At 62.3% G+C, this 24063-nt stretch carries 25 protein-coding genes and 2 pseudogenes; 17 read left to right on the forward strand and 10 right to left on the reverse strand.

Features of this window, described 5'->3' with window-relative positions:
* The first annotated feature begins 216 nt into the window (after positions 1–216).
* Positions 217–591, forward strand: coding sequence for an IS5 family transposase (locus tag ACT6UX_RS17945; RefSeq protein ID WP_444776516.1), 375 nt, complete (start codon positions 217–219; stop codon positions 589–591).
* A gap of 89 nt (positions 592–680) precedes the next feature.
* Here ACT6UX_RS17945 and ACT6UX_RS17950 read toward each other — a convergent pair whose 3' ends face one another.
* Complete coding sequence (locus ACT6UX_RS17950) at positions 681–1136, reverse strand: MaoC family dehydratase (protein ID WP_444776517.1); 456 nt, start codon at positions 1134–1136, stop codon at positions 681–683.
* 369 nt (positions 1137–1505) lie between these two features.
* On the opposite strand from ACT6UX_RS17950, the gene ACT6UX_RS17955 reads away from it, so the two are divergent.
* The 4 genes from ACT6UX_RS17955 to ACT6UX_RS17970 all read left to right on the forward strand — a co-directional run bounded on the left by ACT6UX_RS17955 (position 1506) and on the right by ACT6UX_RS17970 (position 4977).
* On the forward strand, positions 1506–2747 hold the full coding sequence (locus tag ACT6UX_RS17955) for a phenylacetate--CoA ligase family protein (protein WP_444776518.1): 1242 nt from the start codon (positions 1506–1508) through the stop codon (positions 2745–2747).
* A gap of 139 nt (positions 2748–2886) precedes the next feature.
* Positions 2887–3651 carry an SDR family NAD(P)-dependent oxidoreductase gene (locus ACT6UX_RS17960; protein WP_444776519.1) on the forward strand — a complete coding sequence of 255 codons (765 nt, stop codon included), beginning with the start codon at positions 2887–2889 and terminating at the stop codon, positions 3649–3651.
* A 220-nt stretch (positions 3652–3871) separates the two neighbouring features.
* On the forward strand, positions 3872–4666 hold the full coding sequence (locus tag ACT6UX_RS17965; protein ID WP_444776520.1) for an acyl-CoA dehydrogenase family protein: 795 nt from the start codon (positions 3872–3874) through the stop codon (positions 4664–4666).
* Positions 4663–4977: an acyl-CoA dehydrogenase family protein gene (locus ACT6UX_RS17970; protein WP_444776521.1), complete on the forward strand. Its 315-nt coding sequence runs from the start codon at positions 4663–4665 to the stop codon at positions 4975–4977. The genes ACT6UX_RS17965 and ACT6UX_RS17970 overlap by 4 nt, the downstream gene beginning before the upstream one ends.
* 7 nt (positions 4978–4984) lie before the next feature.
* Here ACT6UX_RS17970 and ACT6UX_RS17975 read toward each other — a convergent pair.
* From ACT6UX_RS17975 to ACT6UX_RS17990, 4 genes and pseudogenes are all read right to left on the reverse strand, one after another.
* Positions 4985–5092: pseudogene (locus ACT6UX_RS17975) on the reverse strand (transposase); the annotation flags it as partial.
* A gap of 49 nt (positions 5093–5141) precedes the next feature.
* A complete protein-coding gene (locus ACT6UX_RS17980; RefSeq protein WP_444776522.1) occupies positions 5142–6206 on the reverse strand; it encodes an IS481 family transposase in 1065 nt (354 codons plus the stop codon).
* Positions 6207–6367: 161 nt separating this feature from the next.
* Positions 6368–6505, reverse strand: a pseudogene (locus ACT6UX_RS17985) (IS5/IS1182 family transposase); the annotation flags it as partial.
* Positions 6506–6852: 347 nt separating this feature from the next.
* The gene (locus ACT6UX_RS17990) at positions 6853–7800 is read right to left on the reverse strand and encodes a LysR family transcriptional regulator (protein WP_444776523.1); all 948 of its coding nucleotides are present in this window, start codon (positions 7798–7800) and stop codon (positions 6853–6855) included.
* 192 nt (positions 7801–7992) lie between these two features.
* Here ACT6UX_RS17990 and ACT6UX_RS17995 point away from each other — a divergent pair, with 192 nt between their 5' ends.
* From ACT6UX_RS17995 to ACT6UX_RS18020, 6 genes are all read left to right on the forward strand, one after another.
* Positions 7993–8964: an HpcH/HpaI aldolase/citrate lyase family protein gene (locus ACT6UX_RS17995; protein ID WP_444776524.1), complete on the forward strand. Its 972-nt coding sequence runs from the start codon at positions 7993–7995 to the stop codon at positions 8962–8964.
* Positions 8965–8978: 14 nt separating this feature from the next.
* Positions 8979–10193 (forward strand): CaiB/BaiF CoA transferase family protein, encoded by a 1215-nt coding sequence (locus ACT6UX_RS18000; RefSeq protein WP_444776525.1) that lies wholly within the window; start codon positions 8979–8981, stop codon positions 10191–10193.
* Position 10194: 1 nt separating this feature from the next.
* Positions 10195–10758: a TRAP transporter small permease gene (locus ACT6UX_RS18005; RefSeq protein ID WP_444776526.1), complete on the forward strand. Its 564-nt coding sequence runs from the start codon at positions 10195–10197 to the stop codon at positions 10756–10758.
* The gene (locus tag ACT6UX_RS18010) at positions 10758–12026 is read left to right on the forward strand and encodes a TRAP transporter large permease (RefSeq protein ID WP_444776527.1); all 1269 of its coding nucleotides are present in this window, start codon (positions 10758–10760) and stop codon (positions 12024–12026) included. Before ACT6UX_RS18005 ends, ACT6UX_RS18010 begins: the two co-directional genes overlap by 1 nt.
* A gap of 36 nt (positions 12027–12062) precedes the next feature.
* Complete coding sequence (gene dctP / locus ACT6UX_RS18015) at positions 12063–13055, forward strand: TRAP transporter substrate-binding protein DctP (RefSeq protein ID WP_444776528.1); 993 nt, start codon at positions 12063–12065, stop codon at positions 13053–13055.
* A 167-nt stretch (positions 13056–13222) separates the two neighbouring features.
* Positions 13223–14584 carry an LLM class flavin-dependent oxidoreductase gene (locus tag ACT6UX_RS18020; RefSeq protein ID WP_444776529.1) on the forward strand — a complete coding sequence of 454 codons (1362 nt, stop codon included), beginning with the start codon at positions 13223–13225 and terminating at the stop codon, positions 14582–14584.
* A gap of 6 nt (positions 14585–14590) precedes the next feature.
* Here the strand turns inward: ACT6UX_RS18020 and ACT6UX_RS18025 are convergent, their stop codons facing one another.
* From ACT6UX_RS18025 to ACT6UX_RS18045, 5 genes are all read right to left on the reverse strand, one after another.
* Positions 14591–14704 (reverse strand): hypothetical protein, encoded by a 114-nt coding sequence (locus ACT6UX_RS18025; protein ID WP_444776530.1) that lies wholly within the window; start codon positions 14702–14704, stop codon positions 14591–14593.
* 370 nt (positions 14705–15074) lie between these two features.
* On the reverse strand, positions 15075–15533 hold the full coding sequence (locus ACT6UX_RS18030; RefSeq protein WP_444776531.1) for a PAS domain S-box protein: 459 nt from the start codon (positions 15531–15533) through the stop codon (positions 15075–15077).
* A 201-nt stretch (positions 15534–15734) separates the two neighbouring features.
* The gene (locus ACT6UX_RS18035; RefSeq protein WP_444776532.1) at positions 15735–16904 is read right to left on the reverse strand and encodes a CaiB/BaiF CoA transferase family protein; all 1170 of its coding nucleotides are present in this window, start codon (positions 16902–16904) and stop codon (positions 15735–15737) included.
* 22 nt (positions 16905–16926) lie between these two features.
* Positions 16927–17109: a hypothetical protein gene (locus tag ACT6UX_RS18040; RefSeq protein WP_444776533.1), complete on the reverse strand. Its 183-nt coding sequence runs from the start codon at positions 17107–17109 to the stop codon at positions 16927–16929.
* Between the two features lie 165 nt (positions 17110–17274).
* Positions 17275–18297, reverse strand: a complete 1023-nt coding sequence (locus ACT6UX_RS18045) for an alpha/beta hydrolase fold domain-containing protein (RefSeq protein WP_444776534.1) — start codon at positions 18295–18297, stop codon at positions 17275–17277.
* A gap of 28 nt (positions 18298–18325) precedes the next feature.
* Here ACT6UX_RS18045 and ACT6UX_RS18050 point away from each other — a divergent pair, with 28 nt between their 5' ends.
* The 6 genes from ACT6UX_RS18050 to ACT6UX_RS18075 all read left to right on the forward strand — a co-directional run bounded on the left by ACT6UX_RS18050 (position 18326) and on the right by ACT6UX_RS18075 (position 23939).
* A complete protein-coding gene (locus tag ACT6UX_RS18050; protein WP_444776535.1) occupies positions 18326–19201 on the forward strand; it encodes an IclR family transcriptional regulator in 876 nt (291 codons plus the stop codon).
* Positions 19202–19279: 78 nt separating this feature from the next.
* Positions 19280–19732 carry an FAS1-like dehydratase domain-containing protein gene (locus ACT6UX_RS18055; RefSeq protein WP_444776536.1) on the forward strand — a complete coding sequence of 151 codons (453 nt, stop codon included), beginning with the start codon at positions 19280–19282 and terminating at the stop codon, positions 19730–19732.
* A gap of 11 nt (positions 19733–19743) precedes the next feature.
* Entirely contained in the window at positions 19744–20157 is a 414-nt protein-coding gene (locus ACT6UX_RS18060) for a hypothetical protein (RefSeq protein ID WP_444776537.1), read from the forward strand.
* Between the two features lie 46 nt (positions 20158–20203).
* On the forward strand, positions 20204–21850 hold the full coding sequence (locus tag ACT6UX_RS18065; RefSeq protein WP_444776538.1) for a flavin-containing monooxygenase: 1647 nt from the start codon (positions 20204–20206) through the stop codon (positions 21848–21850).
* Positions 21851–21896: 46 nt separating this feature from the next.
* Positions 21897–23060, forward strand: coding sequence for a nitronate monooxygenase (locus ACT6UX_RS18070; protein ID WP_444776539.1), 1164 nt, complete (start codon positions 21897–21899; stop codon positions 23058–23060).
* 39 nt (positions 23061–23099) lie between these two features.
* On the forward strand, positions 23100–23939 hold the full coding sequence (locus ACT6UX_RS18075) for an NUDIX hydrolase (protein WP_444776540.1): 840 nt from the start codon (positions 23100–23102) through the stop codon (positions 23937–23939).
* The last annotated feature ends 124 nt before the right edge of the window (positions 23940–24063 follow it).

Raw genomic sequence — 24063 nt, forward strand, 5'->3', positions numbered from 1 at the left:
CGGCGTGCTACCGCGCTCACTGACCATTGCCGTCGACGCTCTCGGCCACGATCGCCGCCTTTTGCACGGCGCTCCACGTCCGCCGCCGACCAGCACCAGTGAAGATCTCCAGCCGCCGAGCCGGCTCCGATATGGGCTTAATCACTGTGTCCGACATAGGTCCAGCTCCCTTGACCTCGCTGTCGGAAACTCGCCTCAGCGCCTCACCTCAGAGCAATGTGGCCTGAAAACACCGCTTACCTTCTTTCCATCCTGCTGACCGGAGGTGAGGCGCACGATTGTCCGCCCGCCCCGCGCTTGATCCGCCGCACCAAGGCGGCCCGCAAGCTCCTCGGCGACAAGGCCTACGACAGTGCAGAGTTGCGCCAATGGCTCAAAGACCGCGGCACCAAGGCCGTCGTTCCCAACAGGTCCAATCGAAAGCAGCCCTTCCGCTTCGAAAAGAAAGCCTACAAGCACCGGCACCGCATCGAGAATGCGTTCTGCCGGCTCAAGGACTTCCGCCGCATCGCCACTCGCTACGAAAGGCTGGCGAGAAACGTCCTCGCTTCGGTCTGTCTCGTCGCTGCTATCGTATGGTGGATTCTATAAGTCTGGACCCTAGAGACTAGACTCGGGTTTCGCCCTTTGTACGGCGACCAATGGCGGGGTTGGCTGACGAAGGACGAGGCGCGATGGCTTCAGCTCCGCCCCGCCATCATGCGGGTCACATTGTAGGTTATCACTATCTCGTTGCGCTGATTGACGATGCTATTGGTCGTCGCGACGATTCCCCGATTCCCCTTGCTGGTTGGCCGGATCGCCGTCACTTCCACTTCGCCGTGAATAGTATCGCCGACATTGGTCGGAGCGTGGACCTTGATGGTCGATTCCAGCATGGCGAGCCCGGTATGCTGCATCGTGGCCTGAACCAAGAGGCCTTCGACGAAGCAGTAGCAAAGAGCACCCGGCACCGGACGGCCTCGCATGGCACCGTGTTGCTCGCTGAACGTCGCGTCGGTGAAGATCATCTCGACCATGCCTGTGGCATTGATGAAATTCACCAGATCAGCTTCGGTGATGGTGCGATTGATGGTGCGAAATTTCTGGCCGACCTTGAGGTCAGTCCAGAACAGCCCGAGGCCGACATACTCCATGCGCTCTCCACATGCCGCAGCAAGGGTGTGGCGACGGCTGCCTTCACCCCTACGTGAGGTGAGCATGCCACAAGAATGTTCTAATGTTAATTCGAATATGCCTGCAATACTTGCTATAGATTGGGGCCTCTTGAAAGGCCGCATATTGAGATTCTAATGAATGTTCGGTACTAATGGAACGGATAACCAAAAGACTGGGGTGCAAGGAGTGACCGCAAAGTGGGCGAGAATTCCGGCCTGGCGGAGGTCCAGCTTCGATTGAACACGGCCAGTTTATGCATGCCTCGGACTCTGTGAAGTAATGCCGGCATCGCAGATCTTCGCGGTCTTAGCGGATGTTCAGAGACGCTCAGAAAGGCGGCATTAGATATGGAACGCACCGAATATTTTGACACTCTTGAAACACGTTCGTCCGAAGAACGAGAGATTGCATTGGCCGCCGCCCTAAAGGCGCAAGTCGCGCATGCTAAGGTCAATGCGCCGTTCTTCGTCGAATGGCTGAAGGACGTCGATCCGGCCACGGTAACGAGCCGCGCCGCGCTCGCACGCCTTCCAATTCTGCGCAAAGAGGACCTAAGTGCCGTGCAGAAGAGGAATCCGCCGATGGGAGGGCTGCTCAGCGTGCCGCTCGCGCAAGTCCAGCACATCTTCATGTCGCCGGGGCCCATTTTCGAGATCGATACCGCTGAAAAGGACTATTTGCGCGGCGCACGGGCCATGTATGCGGCAGGGTTTCGTGCCGGCGATATCGTTCACAATACCTTTTCTTACCACCTCACGCCGGCCGGCCTCATGATGGAGGCCGCAGCGCGGTCATTGGGCTGCGCGGTCGTGCCGGGAGGTGTCGGCCAGACCGAGTTGCAGCTCGACGCCATAGAAGCCATCCGACCGGGCAGCTATGTTGGAACACCCTCGTTTCTAAAGATTCTCCTCGAGAAAGCTGATGACCTTGGCAAGGACATTTCGTCGATTCGAAGGGCCTTTGTCAGCGCCGAGGCGCTGCCACCTTCGCTTCGCCAAATGTTTCGCGACCGTTGCATAGCGGCCTTTCAGAGCTATGGCACGGCAGACGTGGGCATCATCGCCTACGAATCCCAAGCCCTGGAGGGCATGATCGTCGACGAAGGCGTTCTGGTCGAGATCGTGCGGCCGGGCACCGGCGATCCCGTTGCCGACGGCGAGGTAGGCGAAGTGGTTGTTACGACCTTCAGCAAGGCCTATCCTCTGGTGCGCTTCGGAACCGGTGATCTATCCGCCGTGCTGCCCGGCATCAGCCCTTGTGGCCGGACAAACATGCGCATCAAGGGTTGGATGGGGCGTGCCGACCAGCGCACCAAGGTCAAGGGTATGTTTGTTGACCCAGCGCAGATTGCGCTGGTCGCCCGGCGTCATCCGGAGTTCGGCCGCGTGCGGCTCGTCGTCGACTGGGTCGATCAGCAAGACGTCATGATCTTGAAAGCCGAGTTCATAGGGGGCTCCGCCGACCTGGCTAAGGCGGTGGAAGGCAACATCCAGAATATCTGCAAGGTCCGAGGACGCGTGGAGTTCGTGGCGCCGGGCAGCCTGCCTAACGACGGCAAGGTGATCGACGATGTGCGCAAATACACCTGACCACTCGACATCCTGGCGGACGAGTCGGTGTTCCGTCGCGACGCCCTTGCATGAACGAGGCGGGCGACAGGTCTGGCCACTGCTCAGTCGATGACCTAGAGGGGAACGGAGCCGAGCGCCAGTGTGAAGGAGAATGACAATGGCCCAGACTGATCTGACCGGCAGGATAGCAGTTGTGACGGGCGCGGCGAGAGGCCTCGGCCGTGCCTATGCGCAGGGGCTTGCCAAGGCTGGGGCTACGGTCGTTGCGCTCGATCTCTCGGATTGCAGCGATACGCTTCGCGATATTGAGACTAACGGCGGTCGGGCATTCAGCCGGCGATGCGATGTTGGAGACATGACCAGTTGCCGCGCCGCGGCGGACGACGCCCTCACCCGGCTTGGCCGGGTGGACGTGCTGGTCAACAACGCTGCACTGTTTGCGACGCTCAAGTCGGGTCGCTTTGATACTATCGCCGAGGATGACTGGGCGTCATGCATGCGTGTCAATGTCACCGGCGTGTGGAATTGCTGCCGTGCCTTCGTGCCGCCCATGCGCGAACGGGGTGGCTCCGTGGTCAATATCTCCTCGTTGGCTGCGACATACGGTTTGCCCAACGCCCTGCATTACACGACGTCTAAGGCGGCCGTGATTGGATTGACGCGAGGTCTCGCGCGCGAACTGGGCCGCTTCAACATACGTGTCAACGCAGTGGCCCCTGCGGTCGTTGAGACAGACGGCATGAGCCAGTTCTTCGGCGAGAAGAAGGAAGACGCCGTGAAGGCTATTGTCTCTGGCCAGTCCATTCGCCGTGTCCTCACAACCGACGACCTGGTTGGCACAATCCTCTATCTTGCTTCCGATGCCAGCTCGATGGTGACAGGCCAAACGATTGCCGTCGATGGCGGGACGGTCTCCCTCTAATCCCGCATCACGTCAGGCTCTGTCGCGTTTGGGAATGCGCGCGTGTGCTCCGAAGCTGCACCAGGCAACCGACAACCATTTCAAGGATCACATTGACCGCCATTGCCTTTCCGATTCCTGACGGCGCCATCGCAATAGCGGATGGCATCGAAGGTTTCCTTCGCAAAGAGGTGCTTCCGCGCGCCAGAGCGATCATGCGCTGCTGTCCGATCCGCGTCGCATGTACAGCGAGGATGGCCGCTATGTCCCTGCTGTGGTCGACCATATTCGAGGCGTGCGCATTGCGGCCGCAAAGGCTGGTTACTATTCGATGTCGATGCCTGTGGAGCTGGGTGGGGCAGGCATGGGCATGCTTGCCTACTTCGTTGTGTGGGAGCGCATCTATCGTATGTGTGGCAGCCACAATTGGCTGGGTGCTTATGCGGTCAGCCACTGGGCCTTCGGTCCAAGCCCGGTCCTATTGAAAGTCACAGATCGCGCACGCTCCGAGATTCTAGCGGGTATGATGGAGGGCCGGACATCGATGTGTTTCGGCATGTCTGAGCCTGGCGCCGGCTCGGATGCGACCATGACCCGCACGAAGGCGAGACAAACCGACTCTGGCTGGCGACTCAACGGCCGCAAGATCTGGACGACGAACGCACCGCAGGCGGACTATTGCATCGTCTTTGCCGTGACCGATCCGGACCGTGCGTCACGCCGGGCTGGCGGTATCAGCGCCGTTCTCGTGCCGACCGCATCACCAGGCTTCAGGCTGGAGAGTGTCATCCGCATGCATGGGGCGGTGGGCGGCAACGAGGGTTCCATCGTGCTGGAGGACGTGCAGGTCGAGCCTTGGCAGCTGGTCGGTGAACTGCATGAGGGCTTCCGCATCGGACTGTTGGGTGTTTCTATTGGCCGCATTTACAATTCAGCTCGTGCTGTGGGACTTGGCCGTTGGGCGATTGAGGCAGCACTGCGTACACACAACGGCGTGAGGCTTTCGGCAAGCCGATCGCGGAATACCAGGGCGTGACGTTTCCATTGGCCGAAGCGGCGATAGAGCTGCATGCGGCGCATCTTTTCGCGTTGAATGCGGCGGCCTTGATCGACCGCGGCGAGCGGGCGGTGAAGGAGCTATCGATGGCCAAGGCCTATGCGGTGGAGATCGGTGCCCGGGCGCTGGATCGCGCTATCCAAACTCATGGCGCCATGGGTTTCACCAACGAGCTTGAGCTTGTTCATGCGTGGCAAGACGTTCGCTCGGTCAACGTGGCGGACGGCACAAATGAAGTTTTGCGTCGCATGATCGTGCAACGCCTCCTTGCGGGAGACACGGAATTGTAGGCGTCTGGCGCTGCCAGACGCCTTTGTGGCTCCACCGGCTGAAGCGCCGGAACACAGTGTTCCAACTGCCGAACACCTCCGGAAGGTCGCGCCACGGCGAACCTGTTCGTACGATCTGTACTGAGACAGTAATCGGCTGACAGTTGCCGCGCCGGAACCGGTGGTCAGGCGGCTTCAGTCTGGTCGATGTTCTGTTCGTTGTCCTCCTGTGGGTTGTCGTTTGCGGGGATGCGATCGAGGAAGGCACGGCCGGGCGTGCGGCCATTCATGCCGCGACCCTGGTGGGGCCGCGCGGTGTTGTAGGTGACGAGGTAGGCGTCGAGCGCCTCCTGCATCTGCTCGACGGTCTCGAACCAGGTCCTGCGACCCTCGACGCGGAAGTGCTCGTCGAGCAGCGTGCGATGGAAGCGCTCGACGATGCCGTTCGATTGCGGCCGGCGCACCTTGGTCTTGCGATGCTCGATGCCTTCGAGCTGGAGGAACAGCTCGTAGGGATGGCGGTCGGGCCGGCCGCAGAACTCGCGGCCATTGTCCGACAGCACGGTCTTGATCGGCACGCCGTGTTCCTCGAAGTGGGGCACGACATCGGTGTTGAGCAGATGCACGGCGGTCAGCGGCATCTTGTTGGTGTAGAGGCGGCCCCAGGCGAAGCGCGAGCAGCAGTCGATGGCGGTCTGCAGGTAGACCTTGCCGATCGCCTTGAGGTGGCCGACGAAGAAGGTGTCGACGGCCACCAGATCGCCGCTGTAGTGGGCCTCGATGTGGCGTTCGCGGAACTCCGGGCTGAAGCGTTCGAGGGCCGCCACCTGTTCTTCGTTGAGCTGCACGACCCGGTCGGCCGAGGCCTTCTCCAGTCGCATCAGCCGGTCATGCTTGCCGAGCAGGCCGTGGCGGCTCCACACGCCACGCACCCCGCTCGACGAGACCGGGATGCCGGCCAGCGCCAGCTCGCCGGCGACCCGCAGGGCGCCGTGGCAGGGGTGGGCCAGGCAATGGTCGAGGATGGCCTTCTCGACGTCCTCGCCGACCCGGTTGGGGTGCGGATTGCGCGGGCCGGCGATCCTGTCGAGCAGGCCGTCGGCACCGTAGGTCTGGAAGTTGCGCCGGATCTCGTAGAACTGCTGGCGGCTGTAGCCGACGATGCGGCAGGCCTTGCTGACATTGCCGAGTTGGCCGGCAAGCTCGAGCAAAGTCAGCTTGCGCCGTGCTACCTTCTTCTCCGTGGTCATGTCGTTCTCCGTTCGAGGTTGGATGTGCTTCACAACACCATCCTAACCCCGGCCGGGAGCGGCGTGGCCACACCGGGCATCGCTGCGCTCGGGGCCTGCGGCCCCTCCCTTCGCGACACCCGGTGTGGCGCAAACTGTCAGGTCAATATCGTCTCAGTTCATACGATCCAAAGCACCGCCTCCACGAACAGGCGATTGTCCCGGCCAGACGTGCCGCGCGTGCGCTCATCGCCGATGATATGCCGCGACATCCGTTTCCACTGGTCATCCCGCAGGATCAGACGGTCCAGAACTCCCAAGGCTGCCCTCCAAAAGACCGCCTTGAATCATGTCTCGAACCCGCACGGAATCCCTAGAGTCCACACGACCTAGCGTTCGCACGACATGGTGCAGGACAGCGCTCGAGGCAGGAGAAGCGCTGATGGATCTCGAGTATTCGGATCGCATAAGGCGTTATAATAAAGGGTTCGCGCTTTCACTGCCAAGGAAGGACAACGCTCGCCGAGGGTCGGCGGCGGTCGCAAGCTCCCCGATCAGAAAACACTGGACTGGCAGGCGATACTGTTGGAGCGTGGCTACTTCGGCCGCAGCATTCCGAAGAAGTATCGCAGCTTCGCAGCGTCAGCGGACGTGCTGCAAGCGGCGATCATCGCGGACGAAGTCGGCAAAGCCGGACTCTAAGCTTGGCGTCCGGCTTCGGCTTGCGCAAGGCGCGCAGGCTGCGGATGAAAGCATCGACCGCCGGCGGCAGGGCGCGGCCGCGCAGGGTGACGATGCCGATATGCCGGCGCATGGCGCCGTCGCTAATGCGCACCGTCGTAACGGCATTCAAGTTGAGCCGGGAGACGATGATCTGCGGTAGAAGCGACAGTCCAAGCCCCGCCTCGACAAGCCCGACCAGAGTGAACAGATTGTACGCTTGGAAGGTGGGCTCGAATTTCAGGCCGCGGCTTTCGAATTCATCTCGCAGCGTGAACCAGACTGCCGATTCCCGCGGCAGGGTCAGCAGAGGGTACTTGCTGATCTGCTCGATGTCTGCGACCTCGCGACGCGCGATAGGATGGTTGCGCGGCGCGACGACGAAGAATTCGTCGTAGAACAGCGGCTCAAAATCGTACTCCGTGCCAGTGCCGGCGAAGGGAATGATGGCTAGATCGACGGCGGCGCTGCTGATCTTCTGAAGCACGGTGCCGACGAATTCGTCGGTCAGTGTCAGCGTTATGCCGGGATTGACCCGGGTAAACTGCCGGATGATCGGTGGCAGGACCGATGCAGCAACGGTGGGCGAGGCGGCAATCGCCACCCTGCCGCGCCGCAACGTCGCCTCGTCCCGGAACTCCTGCATGAGCGAGCGCAATTCCATGACCGTGTGCTCGGCGCGCAGGCGTAGCCGCTCGCCGGCTTCGGTCATGGTGACACACCGCGTTGTGCGGTTGAGCAGCTTGACGCCGAGCACCGTTTCAAGCCGCTGCACGCGGCCGGTCACGGAAGGCTGCGAAATGCCGAGCTTCTCGCTGGCGCGCCGGAAGCTTCCGAGTTCGGAGACGGCGATGAATGTCTCCAACTCGTCCGGTCCGATATTGATCCGATTCATCAATTAATAGATAGCATATTTTCGATTGAACGATCAAACGACAGGCGGTCTAATTTCGTCAAGGGCGCGATTAAACCAACGCCCTGCGGAGGATTGAAGTAACCGGCGCCGCCGCATCGCATAAGCAAGCGACGGCGTTCGCTTACCGACTTCTTTTCCGCCACACAATCGCGAGTTCACGAGGCGATCAGCGTGTTTCCCCGTTCCAGAGAGCTGCGCAAGGTCCGGCTGCAACGTTCCGAACTCGCCGTTCCGGCGAGTTCCGAGAAGTTCTTCGAAAAGGCGGCCAAGGGGCCGGCCGACGGCATTTTCCTCGATCTCGAAGACGCCGTCGTTCCCGAACTCAAGGACAAGGCCCGCGACCTTGCAGTGGCAGCGCTCAATGAGATCGACTGGGGCGACAAGGTAATGGCGGTGAGGGTCAACAGCCTCGATACGCCATGGGCTTATCGGGACATCATCGCCGTTGCCGAGCGCTGTCCTCGCTTGGATCTCGTTCTACTGCCGAAGACCAATATGGCCGCCGACGTCTACGTGGTCGAGCAGCTATTGAACGGCATTGAGGCCACGATCGGCCGCCGGAATCCGATTGGCATAGAAGTGCTGATCGAAACTGCGGCAGGGCTGGCGAATGTCGAAGAAATCGCCCGCGCCAGCGATCGTCTGGAGGCAATGATCTTCGGCGTTGGCGATTTTACAATCAGTATGCGGGCGCGTGATCCGTTCACCGGTCAGGCGAACCCGCGCTATCGAATGTTCGCTCGAAACGAAAAGGGCGAAACCGAGAAACATTGGAACGACCCTTGGCACTTCGCGCTGGCGCGGATCGCCACGACTTGTCGTGCCTTCGGATTGCGGCCACTCGATGGACCTTATGCGAATTTCAAGGATCCGGAGGGATTCAGGTCGTCGGCTGAACGAGCCGCCGCACTGGGCTTCGAAGGCAAATGGGCGATCCACCCGTCCCAAGTGGAGATCGCCAATGAAGTCTATGCGCCGGATGCCAAGGAGCTTGCCTGGGCTAAGGCGGTTAAGGAGGCGATGGCGGCGTCCGGGAGGAACGGCGCCATCCAGATGGATGGCAAGCTGGTCGATTTGGCGCACATCAAACTAGCGGACGCGCTGCTCGAACGGCACGCGCTGGTCAAGGAGCGCGGGAAGTGAGCGGAGCGGAAACAATGTCGGAAGGCACGAAATCTAGACTGCCGCTCGATGGGATTCGCGTCCTCGACGTGGCGACGTTCCTCGCGGGACCGTTTTGCGCCACCATCTTTTCGGAGTTCGGCGCGGACGTGATCAAGATCGAACATCCGGAGTTCGCTGACCCAATGCGCAACATCGGTATGAAGGCAGAATCCGGCGACTCGCTTACCTGGCTCAGCGAAGCGCGCAACAAGCGCACCGCGACGTTGAATCTTGGCAAACCGGAAGGAGCCGAGCTGTTCAGGCAGCTTGTCCGACAGGCCGACGTCGTGGTCGAAAATTTTCGGCCCGGAACCATGGAGCGCTGGGGGCTCGGCTACAAGGACCTGGCGTCGGTCAAGTCCGACATCGTTATGATCCGGATTACAGCCTATGGTCAGGAAGGCCCGTACAAGGACCGCCCGGGGTTCGCGCGCATAGGCCATGCTTTCAGCGGACTGACCTATCTTGCTGGCGAGGCCGGCCGACCGCCTGTGATCCCCGGTTCGACCTCGCTGGGCGACTATATCACCGGGCTGTACGGCGCGATCGGTGCGCTTATGGCTCTACGCCACCGCGATCGCACCGGCGAGGGGCAGTTCGTCGACGCCGCCCTCTATGAATCGACTTTCCGCCTGCTCGACGAGCTGGCGCCCGCCTATGCCAAATTCGGCGTCGTGCGCAAGCGTATGGGCGCCGACACGGCGACGATCGTGCCGCACAGCCACTACCAGTGTGGCGATGATGAATGGGTAGCGCTCGCCTGCTCGAGCGATAAGATATTCGAGAAGCTCGCGCACACGATGGGGCGGCCTGATCTCGTCGCGCCAGGCACCTACGAGACCATGCGGGCGCGCCTCGACAATCGCGAATTCATCAATGGCGTCGTCGGCGAATGGATCGGGCGGCAGACGCGCGACGAACTCATGGCGACGTGTTTGAGGGACGAGATTCCCTGCGGACCGGTCAACAGCATTGCCGATATCTTCGCCGATCCGCATTTCGCGGCGCGCGGCAGCTTGCTGACGATCCAGGATCCCGACGCCGGCGAGATCGTCGTTCCAGCGGTGCTGCCCCGCCTGTCGAAGACGCCGGGCCGGGTCTCCCATCTGGGCCGCCGACATGGCGCCAATACCGCCGACGTGTATGGCGAACTGCTGGGATTGACGGCCGAAAAGCTTGCCAAGCTGAAATCCCGAGGAGTTATCTGACATGGCATTGCCCGGCGACCGCGGAGCCGGAACGGGTTCGCAGCCTTTCACGCCGCGATGGCTGGGGGCGCTCGACACGTTCGAGCGCCGCGGGCTGTGGAGTATCAGCACCGGGCTGATGCTGGTGGCCGCCAGCGTCATGCTGCTGGAGGCGACGGCGCGGACGCTGTTCAGCACGAGCTACCCATGGGCGGAAGAGGTGGTGCGCTATTTCGTGCTGTGGTCGATCTTCCTGGTGTTCGGGCTGGCCCCGCGCCGCGGCCATTTCATTCGCACCGAACTTGTCTTCGATCGCTGCCCGCTCTGGCTCAAGCGGGTGTTGAATGTCGCCAGCTGCTTGGGCGGCCTGCTGTTCTCGGCAATGCTGGTTTGGGCGGGATGGGTGCAAACGCTGCATCTGCGGCGCCTGGCCATGGTGAGCGAGACGATGGACCTGCCGCTGTGGATCGTGAAGATCGGGCTGTTGGTCGGCGCCCTTCTGCTGTTCTTCTATTTCGTCTACTGCACCGTTCTGGTGTTCAAGGGCAGGGATCCCTTCCAGTCGGCCCGCCCGGAAAACGCCTGATGCTTACCGGTATCGCAATCGTCCTGCTGTTCATGCTTATCGCGTCAGGCCAGCAGATAGCCGTCGCTCTGGGGCTTATCGCCACCATCCTGCTACTGTTCTCGCTGGATGTGCCGTCGGTGACGCTGGCTCATGTCGCCTTTAGCTCGCTCGACAGCTATGCGCTGGTGGCCATCCCGTTTTTTATTTTGGCCGGCAATCTTGCGACAAGAGGGAGCATCGCGGAGATGATCTTCTCCACGTTGGGCTCGGTGCTGCGCTGCGTCCGCGGCGGCGTGGCCATCAGCCTGCTCGTTGCGTCGGTGTTCTTCGCCGCGATCAATGGCTCCAGCGTCGCCTGCGCGGCGGCGCTGGGTCCGGTTGCCACGCGGGTGCTGCCGCAGGAGGGTTATCCAAAGGGATTCGCTGCCGCGCTGGTGGCGGTAGGCGGTACGCTGGGCATCATGATCCCGCCATCGCTGTCCTTCATTCTGATCGGCGCGATGATGCAGCTGCCGATCACCGACCTGTTTATCGCCGGCATCATCCCCGGGCTTCTCGAAGCCTCTTTGCTGGCCGTGGCCACCGCCTGGATGTCCTGGCGGAACAAATACGGGATCAAGACCGGCCGGCCAGACTGGCGCGAATTCGGCAAGCAGTCGCGCAAGTCCGGTCCGGCGCTGCTGCTGCCTGTCTTGATCATCGGCGGCATCTATTTCGGCGTAATGACACCTACCGAGGTCTCGGGCTTCGCGGTGGTCTATGCCGCCATACTTGCGCTGATCGTCTATCGCACGATCAACCTGCGGGAGTTCTGGGCTACTTCGAGCGAGGCCGTGCTGCAATCGGTGATGATCTTCATGGTCGTGATGGCGGGCAGCCTACTGTCGTTCCTTCTGACACGGCTGGGACTGACGACGGAGCTGGTTACTCTCGTCCGGTCTCTGGGCATAGATGCCTTCACTTTTCTGATTGTGGCTAACGTCATGCTGCTGATCCTTGGCTGCGTGTTCGACGGTGTGTCGCTGATTATCCTTACCGCTCCGGTTCTGTTTCCCATCGCCACCGTTCTCGGCATCAATCCGATCCATTTCGCGGTCATCATGACGGCGCTGGTCGAGATCGCCACCATCACGCCGCCGGTCGGACTGAACCTGTTCGTCATAAGCCAGATAACCGGCATCAGGCTTGAGGGCATCGTAAAGGCGGTGATCCGATTCTACGGCATGCGTCTGTTCGCGCTGGTACTGATCAACGCCTTTCCCTGGCTCGCGCTGGCTCTGCTTTGAGGGGGACGCACAGGATTTTTAAGGAGGAGGGACGCAATGAAGTTCGCAGGAATAGTTGCCACAGCCGCAATCGGGGTCGCCGCCATTTTGACGCCGGTACTGGCGATGGGGGCCGACATGGTGATCACCTCGGAGATCGCCGCCACGCACTGGAAGGCCAGGCAGATGGATGAGCTGGCAGCTGACATCACCAAGCGCACCAATGGGCGCATCAACGCCAAAGTGTTCCACGCCAGCACGCTTTACAAGGATAAGGATGCGCTTGCGGCGCTCAGCACTGGCGCCGTGCACATGGTCTGGCCGGCCAGCAACTGGCTGGAGAACGTCAATCAGGCCTGCGGCATCATCGGCCTGCCGTTCGGCGTCAAGGACTCAATGATGCAGCATGATGAATTTCGTGCCGGGCTCACGACGATGATGTCCTCGCTGGTCGAGGATAAGGGGCTGAAGGTCCTGGGCATCGCGCGCACTTCAGAGGGGATCTTCCTCTCCAAGTCGCCCATCGCCGCGGTTACGGACATGAAAGGCAAGAAGGTGCGGGTGCCCAGCGGTCGTGTGCTGCAGAATCTGATGACCCGCTACGGCGCCAGTCCAGTGACATTGGCCACGACGGAGATCGCGACCGCCTTTGTCCAGGGCGCGATTGACATGGTCTATACTTCGCCGGGCGGCTGGGAAATGGTCGGTACCACGGCGAAGTATGCGACCATCGTGCCGGGCATGAACATCATCACCTATGCGATCGTGGTCGACAAGAACTGGCTCGCCAGCCTGCCGCAGGCCGATCGCGAGGCGGTGCTGGCCGCGACTGCCGATGCCATGAAGAAGCAATGGCCGGAGGCGATGGCCGAAGACATCAGCGCGCTGGAAAACATGGTGGGCAAGGGTGGCATTTCCACTCGGCTGAGCGGCAAGCCGGTGGAAGAGTTCGAGAAGCTGGCGGAAGAAGTTAGCGCCGAATTCCGCAAGCAGCACCAGGACGTCGCCGCCAAATACGATGCGCTTAAGGCCAAACTGGCCAGTCGATAAACCTGATCGTTAGATGATCAAGTATTTGAAGGCTCGGGAATGCGACGGCAGCGGCCGACTTGGCATGCCATTCCCTCTTGTTCCTTATGTCACGGGTATTGATTAGGCCTGCGAGATGCGGCCGGATCGCTGGTCACACCGCGCCAGGAGAAAAAGGAGGTCAGGTCATGAGTGATCAGAAGAATCGGCAAATGACGCTGGTGGCGTTCATGCAGGCGCAGAACTGCTCAAACTACCCCGCGTCATGGCGCCATCCGCAAACCATGCCCGATTTCATGAGCGCCCAGTACTACCAGCGCATTGCTCGCACGCTGGAAGAGGGCAGGTTCGATCTCGCTTTCTTCGACGACCGACTGGCTATGCCGGACCGGTATGGTGACGACTATCAGGTTTCGGTCAAGCATGGCGTTCGCGTCGTGAAGATGGATCTGATCTCGATCATGACTGCGATGGGGCTGGCGACGCAGCATCTGGGCATCGGCGGGACCTACTCGACGACCTACTACGAGCCGTTCCACGTCGCCCGCGTCTTCGCCACGCTCGACCTCATGATCGGCGGTCGCGCCGCTTGGAATGTTGTGACGTCGCTGAACGACTCGGAGGCGATGAACTTCAGCCAGACCGAGCATTTGGAGCACGACCTGCGCTACGACCGCGCCGATGAGTTCATGGAAGTGGTGCTCGGCCACTGGAACACTTGGGAGAATGATGCGATCGTGATGGATCGCGATAAGAGCATTTTCGCAGATCCCTCGAAGGTCCATCGGCTTGACCACAAAGGGAAGTTCTTCCGCTCCCGCGGGCCATTCACTGTGCCCCGCTCGCCGCAGGGCCATCCGGTGATCATCCAGGCGGGGCAGAGCGGCCGCGGCAAGACGTTCGCTTCCCGATGGGGTGAGTTGATTTTCGTGATCTTTGCCAATCTGGCGCTCGGCAAGAAGGCCTACGCCGATTTCAAGCAGCAAGTCTCGGCCTCCGGCCGCGATCCCGACAAGGTCAAAGTGGCCCCTGCTGTATACGTCGTGCCGGGCGAGACCCAGTCGATGGCGGAAGACAAAGCAGCGCTGATCGACAAGCTGGCCCACCCGATGGATTCACTGGCGTTGCTGTCGGAGGTGCTGAATTTCGATTTCGCCAGCAAGCCGATCGACGAGCCATTTACCGATGCCGAGCTCAAGTCAATCAACGGGTTGCAGGCGATGCGCGACCGGGTGATCTTGACCAGCGGCAAGGCCAACCCGACGACGCGCGACTTCGTGCAATTCAGTGGCCGCGGCACGATTCGCGAAGTGCCGACACTCATTGGCACGCCGAAGACGATCGTCGACCAGATGGAGGAGTGGTTCAACGGCGGTGCCTGCGACGGCTTCGTCATCGCCGCGACCCATATGCCGGGCGCCTACGAGGATTTCGTTCGCCTGGTGGTGCCGGAACTGCAGCGGCGCGGGCTATTCCGCAAGGAATATCCCGGCAAGACGTTGCGTGACACGTTGGGGCTGGAAATTCCCGAGAAATCGGCCGTCGGCTGAGGCCGGCTATACGCTGGCTAGAATGCGATCGCGGACCATCGGGTAGATTACAGCGCGCCAGCGCTTACCGTTGAACACGCCATATTGGCCGACGCTGGCCTGCAGTTGGTGGCACTCCATGTAGGGCGCAGGCTGGCGCAGGCGTCACAAGCCGGCGCGTCCTACTTGGCTCGGTTCGATGGTCCTCGGAACCCGACGGCCCCATCACACGACAGCCGAGCGTCGCATGACGCATCGACATCCTCGTCTCGCATCGAGCCTGCCAATCCTCGAGTGGCGCCGCAACTCGTCAAGTTCTCTTTGACGAGCTGTTCGCAGCGCTCTGTTTCTCTGCGCTCACTGTACGCGGCGTAGTTGGTCCATGTTCCGTGGCGTCCAGGCGATTGAGCTTGTTGCAGGCTCCATCAATCGCACCCTGATCGGGCCCAACATTTGCGACGGATTGCGACCGATATTGTTTCGTCGGGCGCGCTGCATGGGTTTATTGGGATTACATCCCGCGTTTGTCCGCACGGAGTCTCCTCAGTTCCTGAGACGTCAAGGTCGCGTAGCGCAGCACCGCAACGATACCCGCCACTACGCCGTACGGACCGGGCAGAGGCCCAACCGTGAACTGTATGGAGATCGTCTGTCCGGATTTGGTCTGGGCGGGCACCGAGAGGGGTTCGTTCGATAGATGCCGGGATTGCCCGGTCTCCGTCATGCGGCGGTAGGCGTCCCAGTGGCGCTGCCGGAGGCGTTCGGGAACGATGATCTCGAGAGACTGACCAACCGCCTCATCGCGCGAGAAGCCGAAGATGCGCTCCGCGCCGGCATTCCAGAACCGAATAAGCCCCTCACAGTCGGCACAAATCACACCATCCGAGATATCGTGAAACACAGCGTCGGCGAGACCCGTGAGATCGCCCTCAGCGATGCCAGCGGACTTATCGGCCTCCCTAAGTGTCATGACACGGCTCCCTCTGGCGTTTCTAGCAGGCAAGAGCAGTTCGCGACGGGGCGGGTCTCGAGCCATCGGCGGGCCAAGCCGCGCCAGGACCCGGCGACCTGCGGGAACTCCGCCAGTTCGGCAGGTCACCCGGCGCGGTCAGCGGGCGACATGCCGACATCGCGATAGGATGGGGTAAGGCTGCACGGCAGCTCCGTTGGCTCAGGCGAGGACGTTGGCGGCGCGCAGGCGGCCGATCGTGTCGGCATCGACGCCCCAGCGCGGCAGTACGTCGTCGGTGTCGGTGCCGGAACGGCGCGGCGGTCGCGGCACGGGCGAGGGCGTGCCCTGGAAGCGCGGCGCCGGGGCCGGCTGGGTGATGCCATCGATCACCTGCAGCGCGCCGCGCGCGACATTGTGCGGATGCGCCGCCGTCTCGGCGATCGACAGCACCGGGGCGAAACAGGCGTCGCTACCCTCGAAGACCTTGCACCATTCGGCGCGCGTGCGTTGCTTGAAGATCGCGGCGAGTTTCGGCTTCAGCGCGTGGCGCTGCGCTGCGCCATCCTGACCGATCAGGCTGTCGGGATCGAGGCCGAGCCTCTTGTAGAGGTCACGGCGGAAGCGCGTCTCGATCGAGGCCACCGACACGTACTCGCCATCGGCGCACTGGTAGACGTCGTAGTAGGGCGCGCCGCCGTCGACGACGTTGGTGCCGCGCGCGAGCGACATCCGGCCGGAGGAGTAGCTGCCGTAGAAGGCCGTCATCAGCGATAGCGCGCCATCGACCATGGCGACGTCGATGACCTGACCCTTGCCGGTCGTGTGGCGCGACTGCAGAGCGGCGAGCACGCCGACCACGAGATAGAGGGCGCCGCCGCCGAAGTCGCCGACCAGGTTGAGCGGCGGCGTCGGCGGCCCGCCGTCGCGGCCGATGGCGGGCAGCGCGCCCGAAAGCGCGATGTAGTTGAGGTCGTGCCCCGCTCGATTGGCAAGCGGGCCAACCTGGCCCCAGCCCGTCATGCGCGCATAGATCAGCCGCGGGTTGCGCGCGTGGCAGAGCTCGGGCCCGACGCCGAGGCGCTCCATGACGCCCGGCCTGAAGCCCTCGATCAGCACGTCGGCACGCGCCGCGAGGTCGAGCGCACAGGCCTGAGCGTCCTTGCTCTTGAGGTCGAGCTTGGCGACCAGCCGGTTGCGGCGCAGCAGGTCGAAGCCCGGTGTCCGTGGGCTGCCGAGCTCGACCGCCTCGACGCGATCGATCGTCAGAACGTCGGCGCCCATGTCGGCCAGCATCATGGCGCCCATCGGCGCCGGCCCGATGCCGGCAAACTCCAGCACTTTCACGCTGGCGAGGGGACCGCCACGGCCGGGTTGCTCTGCAGACGTCATGTGATCTCCTTCGCCCTTGCGGTCAGCGCAGGCCGAGCCCGCGGGCGATGATGCCGCGCAGCACCTGGAGGGTGCCACCCTGAATGGTGAAGGTGAGGTCGTAGTTGAGGCTTGGAGGCGGTAGAGCACGAAGAACCCTGTCAAGATTCTCGAAATTGCAGCGCGCGCATAGGTAGCGGTTCCAGTACCAGGTGGCCTCGAGCACCAGCGCCGAGGCGCCGAGCCGGTTCGCGCAGGCAGAGCAGCCGGTACAGGCCGGAGAACCCGGCGCCGACGATCAGCGCGTCGATGCCATCGGTCTGATCGAATTGTGCGGGCTTGGAGGTGCGCGTCGCCGCGACGCATATGGCGCTCCGGATGGCAGGGTCAGTCAGGAATGGTGCGGAGCGGCAAAGGCGCCGCGCAGCCATTCGCAGGCTTCGTTCATCGCCGCGCCGGCCTTGTCCGCGACGCCGACCCAGAACATGAAGCCGTGGTTGACACCGTCATAGCGCGTCTTGGTCGTCGGCACGTCGGCTGCGCGCAGCTTGTCGGCGTACAATTCGCCTTCGTCGCGCAGGGGATCGTATTCGGCGGTGATGACGAGCGCCGGCGGCAAGCCGGACAGATCACGGGCGCGGAGCGGCGAGGCATGTGGGTGCGCTCCCTGGGCAGGATCGCTCAGGTAGTGCTTCCAGAACCACTTCATCGTGTCGCGGGTGAGCCCGTAGCCCTCGGCGTTCTCCTCATATGAAGGCGTGCCGGGCGTGTGGTAGTCCGTCACGGGGTAGAGCAGCAGCTGCGCGCACAGGGCCGGGCCGCCTTCGTCGCGCAGCCTGAGCGCGGCAACCGCGGCCATGTTGCCGCCGGCGCTGTCGCCCGCGACGGCGACGCGCGTTGGATCGGCGCCGAGTTCGGAGGCGTGGGCAGTCGCCCAGCGGACAGCGTGCAGGCAATCCTCAATTCCGGCGGGAAATTTGTGCTCGGGGGCCAACCGGTAATCGACCGACACGACGACACACGCCGCCCCGGCGCACAGATTGCGACACACGCCGTCATGCGTGTCGAGGCTGCACAGCACGAAGCCGCTGCCGTGAAAAAACACGAGCAGCGGAAAGGGGCCGGACCCGAGTGGCGTATAGATGCGCAGTCGCAACGGCCCGCCCGGTCCGTCGATCGTCCGCTCGCACACGTCGGCGACCGCAGCCGGCGGCGCCATCGAAGCGATCCGGGCCTCGTACTGTGCGCGCGCCACGTCGACCGGCAGGGTGTGCGTGGCGGGCACACCCGTTCCTTTGTCGAGCAATGCCTGGATCTGCGGATCTAAGGGCATATCGTTCCTGGATGTCTTCAATATAAGACATGCGATTTCTATTGCGCCGACAAGGCGCGTGCGTATCATGCCCATCAGCATGCGTCAACGCGCTTGGTAGGTTAGAGGAATGGACCGGGAGCCGGCGAGCTCAACGAGAACGCTTCAAGCGAAAGACCTCGAAGGCGAGCCGACCGGTGCAAGCCATCGGGGATCGGCGGCGGCCGGCAGCACTACGGCAACGCCCGGGAAGCCGGTGGGCGCGATCGTCGCGGCCGCAAATGTTCTCCGCGTGCTGCATGCATCCGAGCGGCCCTTGAACGCGAGCGAGGTCGCCCGCGCCGCAGGCCTGCATCGCGGCACCGCCTACAACATCCTGCGCACGCTGCAAGCTGAGGGCTTTGTCGGCTATGACGAGCCGACGCGCAGCTACTCGATAAGCCTGCACATTCTCGAATTCGCGTACGGAGTGTTGCACCGCAGCGGGCTGATGGACTTGGCGCGCCCGCTAATGGATACGCTTTCTGACGCGCATGGTGTCTCGGTGTACCTGTCCAAGGTGCTGGGCCGCTCCTCGCTGCTCTTGCTGGATTGGGTCGGTACCGCGTTTCGCACCGATTTATACGTGATGGTTGGGCGCCAATATCCCGGCCCGGCTGGCGCATCGGGGGTGATCATGGCCGCATTCGGCAACAGCACCGAGTCGGAGCTCGAGGCGCTCCTGGCGCAGGTCAGGTGGTACAGCAAGCCTTCCTTTCCCGAGTTCGTCGCGCGGGTGACGGACGCGAAGCAATCGGGTTTCGCGATCGACCGCGGGACCATGTTCCAAGGTGTCACGCAGGTCTCAGTGCCTGTTCTGTCCTCCTCATGGGAGCTGCTGCTGATCCTGACGGCAGCGGGGCATTCCCACGACCTCGGCGACGATGCGCTCGGGTCGCTCACCCGCGCGATGCAATCTGCGGCGGGACGGCTTTCCGAAAGCGTCAGATTGTTGCGGCTAGGATAGAAACTAATGCCATGGATGAACGAGAAATCTGTCGTACCAGAATCTCGACGAGAGACGAGCGGTAGGCGAGATCACGATATGGGTCTGATACCGGCCAAGGCACGGGCTATGATCGGAGCGTCTGATCCGCCGATGCGGGTCGAGGTAAGTCGCCGCGAGATCATCAAGTATTCGATCGCTACGGAGCAGCGGCTGAAGAAATTCCTCGACGGGGATGAGGCTCCGCCGATGTTTCTGTTCGGCGCGCTTCGTCCGCTCGTGCCCATGAACGAACTGGGGCCGGACGGCATCGCCACGACCTCGCTCTTGCCTGACCTGCCGCTGAAGCGCGTCATGGCCGGTGGTACGAAGACGCGCTATTTCCACCGGATAAAGCCCGGCGACGTACTTCTGGCCGTTTGCACCCTTTCGGATATGTATGAAAAGCGCGGCTCGAAAGGCGACCTGATTTTCCTTGTCTACAGGATTGACGTGCGAACCGAGACCGGAGAGCGGGTGGCCGAGGAAGTACAAACGCGCATTGTTCGCTAAGGAACCTTGTGATGCCAGATATCAAGAATATCCAGGTCGGCGATTGTCTGCCCGAGCGTCGTCATGCACCGACCAACGTATCCCTGTTTCTCTATAATGCTGCGATCTGGAACGCGCATCGCATCCACTATGATGCCGGCTATACCACCGAGGTGGAGAAGCACCCCGCGATCGTGGTCGACGGTCCGCTGCAAGGCGACTGGCTCACGCAAGCCGTTGTCAACTGGCTGGGCGATGACGGCGACCTCATCGAGTTCGAGTATTCGAACCGACGGGCAAGCTACCTCGGCGAAACGCTGATCTCCGGAGGAAGGATAGAGGCAGTCAGACCTGCCGACCTCGAAGCGGAGATCTCGGTGTTCGTCAAGTCGGAGGCCGGCGAGATCATGACGCCTGGGCGGGCCACGGTCAGGTTCCGCCGCTAGGTCATTCGCACGTCAAGCGCAACCTTGTGGACCCGGAGCGGCATCAATGCAAATCCAGACATCTGAAACGTTGCGTCGCGCAGATCCGGCGCCCGTACCGGAATGGGACGCAATCATCATCGGCGCCGGCTTATCCGGCCTTTTTCAGCTGCATTGCCTGCGCGACCGCCTCGGCATGAATGTCCGGCTGTTCGAGATGGGCACCGGCGTCGGCGGGACATGGTACTGGAACCGCTATCCGGGGGCGCGTTTCGACAGCGAAAGCTACTCGTACGCATATTCCTTCAGCCAGGAACTGCTGGACGAATGGGATTGGAGCGAGCACTTCGCGGGACAGCCGGAGACCGAGCGATATCTGAACCACGTCGCCGATAAGTTCGACCTCCGCCGCAGTATCAGCTTCGCGAGCAAAGTGACCGCGTGCCATTACCACGATGACTCCCGCTCCTGGGCTGTCCGGTTGGAGGACGGTTCGTGGCACACATGCCGCTTCCTCGTAACGGCGGTCGGCCCGCTCTCCGCGCCGACCTTTCCGAAAGTCCCTGGACGGGAAAGCTTCGCGGGCGAGGCCTATCATACCGGTTTGTGGCCCAAACATCCGGTGACTTTCGAGGGCAAGCGGGTCGCCGTGATCGGCACGGGAGCGAGTGGCGTCCAGGTCATAACGGAAATCGCCAAGACGGCGAAATCCCTCACGGTGTTCCAGCGCCGCCCGAACTGGTGTAAGCCGTTGCACAACCGGCCAATTTCCAAGAACGAAATGAAGCAGCTGCGCGCATGGTACCCTGAGATGTTCCAGCTCTGCGAACAGACCTCGGCTGGATTCCTGCACACCCCCGATGGTCGCCGGACCTTCGATCTACCGCTCGAAGAACGAGAGGCGTTCTGGGAAAAACAATACCGGACTCCCGGCTTCTCCATGTGGGTCGGTGGCTTCAAGGACATGATGACGGATCGTGCCGCCAACGACGAGGTTTCGAAATTCGTCGCCCGCAAGATTGGCGAACGGGTGCATGATCCGAAGGTCGCCGATCTGCTGATCCCGAAAGATCACGGGTTCGGAACACGGCGGGTTCCCCAGGAATCCGGCTACTACGAGGTGTTCAACCAGCCGAATGTCGAACTGGTCAGCGTTCTCGAGAATCCGATCCGGCGTATCACGCCGACCGGCGTGGAGTTCGCGGACCGCGACTTCGCCTTCGACATGATCGTTTACGCCACCGGCTTCGACGCCATTACCGGAAGCTTCGATCGCATCGACATCCGCGGCGCCAGCGGAGCAAAGCTCAAGGAGAAATGGCGGGCCGCGCTCGAAACATTCCTGGGAGTCCAGATCGCGGACTTCCCGAACATGTTCATGTGCATCGGTCCGCACACGGCTCTCGGCAACATACCGCGATCGGCCGAGTACAACGTCCTCTGGATCACCAACCTGATCGAGTACATGCGCCAGCATGGCTACACGTATGTCGTACCAAAGTCCGAGGCGGTCGAGGACTGGACCAGCTTCGTGCTCAAGGCGGGTGAAGGCCTGCTTTCGAACGACGTCGATAGTTGGATGACCGGGATCAACCAGAACGTCGAAGGCAAGCAGACGCGGATCATTGCACGCTACAGCGGAAGCGCGCCCGCGTTTCGCGCGAGGGCCAACGCCGTGGCAACGGAAGGATACCGGCAACTGGAGATGTGCTGAGACGGACGCCGGCCAATTTCATGGAATAGACGGGGGTGAGGAAATGATGAACTCGAGGCTCTGCAGAAAACTCGGAATCGAGTTTCCCCTTTTCGCCTTTTCGCATTGCCGGGATGTCGTCGCCGAGGTGACGAATGCTGGGGGATTCGGCGTCCTCGGCGCGGTCGGCCTGAATCCGGAGAAGCTGGCTGTCGAGCTGAACTGGATCAACGAGCGTGTCAACGGAAAGCCGTTCGGTATCGACCTGCTGATTCCCCAGAACATGGTAGGCAAGGACTCCGACTCGGACAACGCGGAGCTTCAGGGGAGTGTCCCAGAGGAGCATCGCAAATTCGTTGCGAACCTGCTTGAACGGCACGGCATCGATAGTTCCGACGTCTGGACAGGCAAATACGACGATCGTGACTCGTCCTTCATGCGCGAGAGCGGCGCCGCCAAGATGCTGGAAATCGCGTTCAGGTATCCGATCAAGATGTTCGTCAATGCGCTCGGCGTGCCTCCCGCGTCCATCATTTCGGAGGCGCATTCGCGGGGCATCCTCGTCGGCGCCTTGACAGGATCCAGGCGCCACGCCGTCAAGCATGCACAGGCGGGCGTCGATGTCCTGGTCGCCGCGGGCGGTGAAGCCGGCGGCCATTGCGGCGAGATCTCGACGATGGTGCTGGTCCCCGAAGTGATCCAGGCGGTGCAGGACTACGACAACATCGACGTGCTGGCAGCGGGCGGGATCGCCACGGGCCGCCAGATGGCCGCATGCATGGCGATGGGTGCAGCCGGCGTTTGGTGCGGGTCGGTCTGGCTCACGACGACGGAGGCAGAAACGACGCCCACCGTCAAAGAGAAGATGCTGAATGCGTCTTCCGCCAACACGGTGCGTTCCCGCAGCAGGACCGGCAAGCCGACGCGGCAGTTGCAGTCCGCCTGGTCGGACGCATGGGGCGTCAAGGGCGCGCCTGATCCCCTGCCGATGCCTTTGCAAGGCATTCTTGCACGCCCGGCGATGGCCAAGGTGGACAAACTCGCGGAGGCGGGTCACGAAGGTGCCAAGGAGATCGCTGCCTACTTTGTCGGGCAGTGCGTGGGCCTGATGAACACGGAACAGTCCGTCAGGTCGGTCGTGTATGACTTCATGAAGGACTACGCCGAGGCGGTTGAAAGACTATCCGCCACCCTTGCCGATCAGGCCCCGACCGTGGCTCGCCATGGCTGACCTGATCAGATCCAATCCTTCCGACGCCGAGGTGTGCTCGTGACCGAACCTGTGACGCCGCGCAGCGCCGCGACGCTGATGCTTGCGCGTGACGGCGCGGATGGGCTGGAAGTTTTCATGGTACTTCGCCATCACGAGATTGAGTTCGCGTCAGGAGCCTTGGTGTTTCCCGGCGGCTCCGCGAGCGCCGGAGATGCCGATCCCCGATGGCGCCGCTTGGCCGACGGTGCTGACCAAATCAGCGACGAAATGCTGACCGTGATGGCGGCCGCGGCGCGGGAAGCCTTCGAGGAATGCGGCGTGCTGTTCGCCCGAACGGCCACTCGTGGGCCGCTGCTGGACGGCGCCCGGGCGGAGGCGTTGGGTGCAACTTACCGGCAGGCAATCGAGGCGGGCAGTCTCAGCTTCGCCGATATGGTCGAGCAGGAAAGTTTGGTTGCGGCCTTCGACCGGCTCGTGCATTTCGCCCACTGGATAACGCCGCCGCACATGCCCAAGCGGTTTGATACCCATTTTTTCCTCGCCGAGGCACCGCTCGATCACCTACTGCGTCACGATGGTAGGGAATCGGTCGACTCCGTCTGGGTGACACCACGTCAGGCGTGCGAGGACGCCGATACGGGCCGCCGCACGGTCCTGTTTCCAACGCGGTTGAACCTGGAGAAGGTCGGACAACACCGAACCGTGGCCGAAGCACTCGGCGCCGCTTGGGCATCCCGGGTTGTCACCGTCCGGCCGGAAGCCAGTACGGCGGAGGGTGGGCGGCTCCTCCGTATTCCCATCGAAGCGGGGTATGGTGCCGGAGAGTTTCTCGTGTCGACCGGCTCCGGCAAGAATGCGCGGATACACAAGCTCGATGCTGGCACGCGAAGCTCGTAGTAACCGAAAACGTCTTGGTGGGCCTGCGCGTGCTCCGGGCTCAGGTCCGGGCAGGGTGGGGTTCTGGAACCAGAGCCCTCGCGACAGAGCGCGGAAGAGTATTCGTTCACGGCGGGCCGCCGAG

This window comes from Reyranella sp. (genome assembly GCF_052439685.1).
Classification (GTDB): domain Bacteria; phylum Pseudomonadota; class Alphaproteobacteria; order Reyranellales; family Reyranellaceae; genus Reyranella.